Source organism: Vibrio sp. M250220, assembly GCF_036533795.1.
Taxonomy (GTDB): domain Bacteria; phylum Pseudomonadota; class Gammaproteobacteria; order Enterobacterales; family Vibrionaceae; genus Vibrio.
Map to the genome: position 1 here is coordinate 1 of NZ_JATABI010000164.1, position 746 is coordinate 746.

General features: G+C 39.3%; 2 pseudogenes. Both read left to right on the forward strand.

Features of this window, described 5'->3' with window-relative positions:
* A pseudogene (locus tag QTN94_RS20150) lies at positions 1-403 on the forward strand (hypothetical protein); the annotation flags it as partial.
* A 181-nt stretch (positions 404-584) separates the two neighbouring features.
* Positions 585-740: pseudogene (locus QTN94_RS20155) on the forward strand (sel1 repeat family protein); the annotation flags it as partial.
* Positions 741-746 lie beyond the last annotated feature (6 nt).

The following is a 746-nucleotide window of genomic DNA, read 5'->3' on the forward strand; positions in this document are numbered from 1 at the left end:
ATTGCGCATTCCTTTCCAGCAATATCAAGACTCGTTTGATTGTGAAGTAACCTTGGGGGATATAACAGTTCAAGCCTATAACGCATTTGATACAGTAGGTTTTGCCCAACTACGTATTTACCAATCAGGCACAAAGTATTACAACAAACCGATAGGCTTAGATTCTACAATCGAAGCTAAAAAATGCGAGCCCTTTTATTCTGCAAAATATAATAGATGGACGAATGGATTTGGTTGCTTTTATTACGTTAATGGTGAAAAGAAATCAAAAGACCAAGAGTTTAACGCAGAAAGTGTCTACTTTGATTTTTCTCAGTTTAATAGCGATACGGTGATTCACTACGATATTTTAGCTGGAGAGAACTATCGTACTGCGCCATTAGATCAAGAGACTGGTAAGTGACTCCGTCTAGCTACCGACCAAGAAAGTGCCTACTTTGTTGCTAACTATTTGCTTTCAGAAGAGCACCAACAAGAAAATCAGAAGTGGATCACCAATATGCCAGCGGAAACATTGGCTAAGTTATTGTCGGTGTTGATTCATTATAATGATATTCCTCTATGGGGAGATGCTGCTTGACGAATATGGATACCCGTTAGCAGATGAAGAAGGTCGCCCTGTGTTTAAAACACTCATCACTAAAGAAGAACAAGCTGAATTAGACAAGCAAGTGGCAGAGTTTGTTAAAGACATTACGCCAAACATGTTCTTAGATGAAACGTCTCTAGAGCTCTTTTAGTCCCCC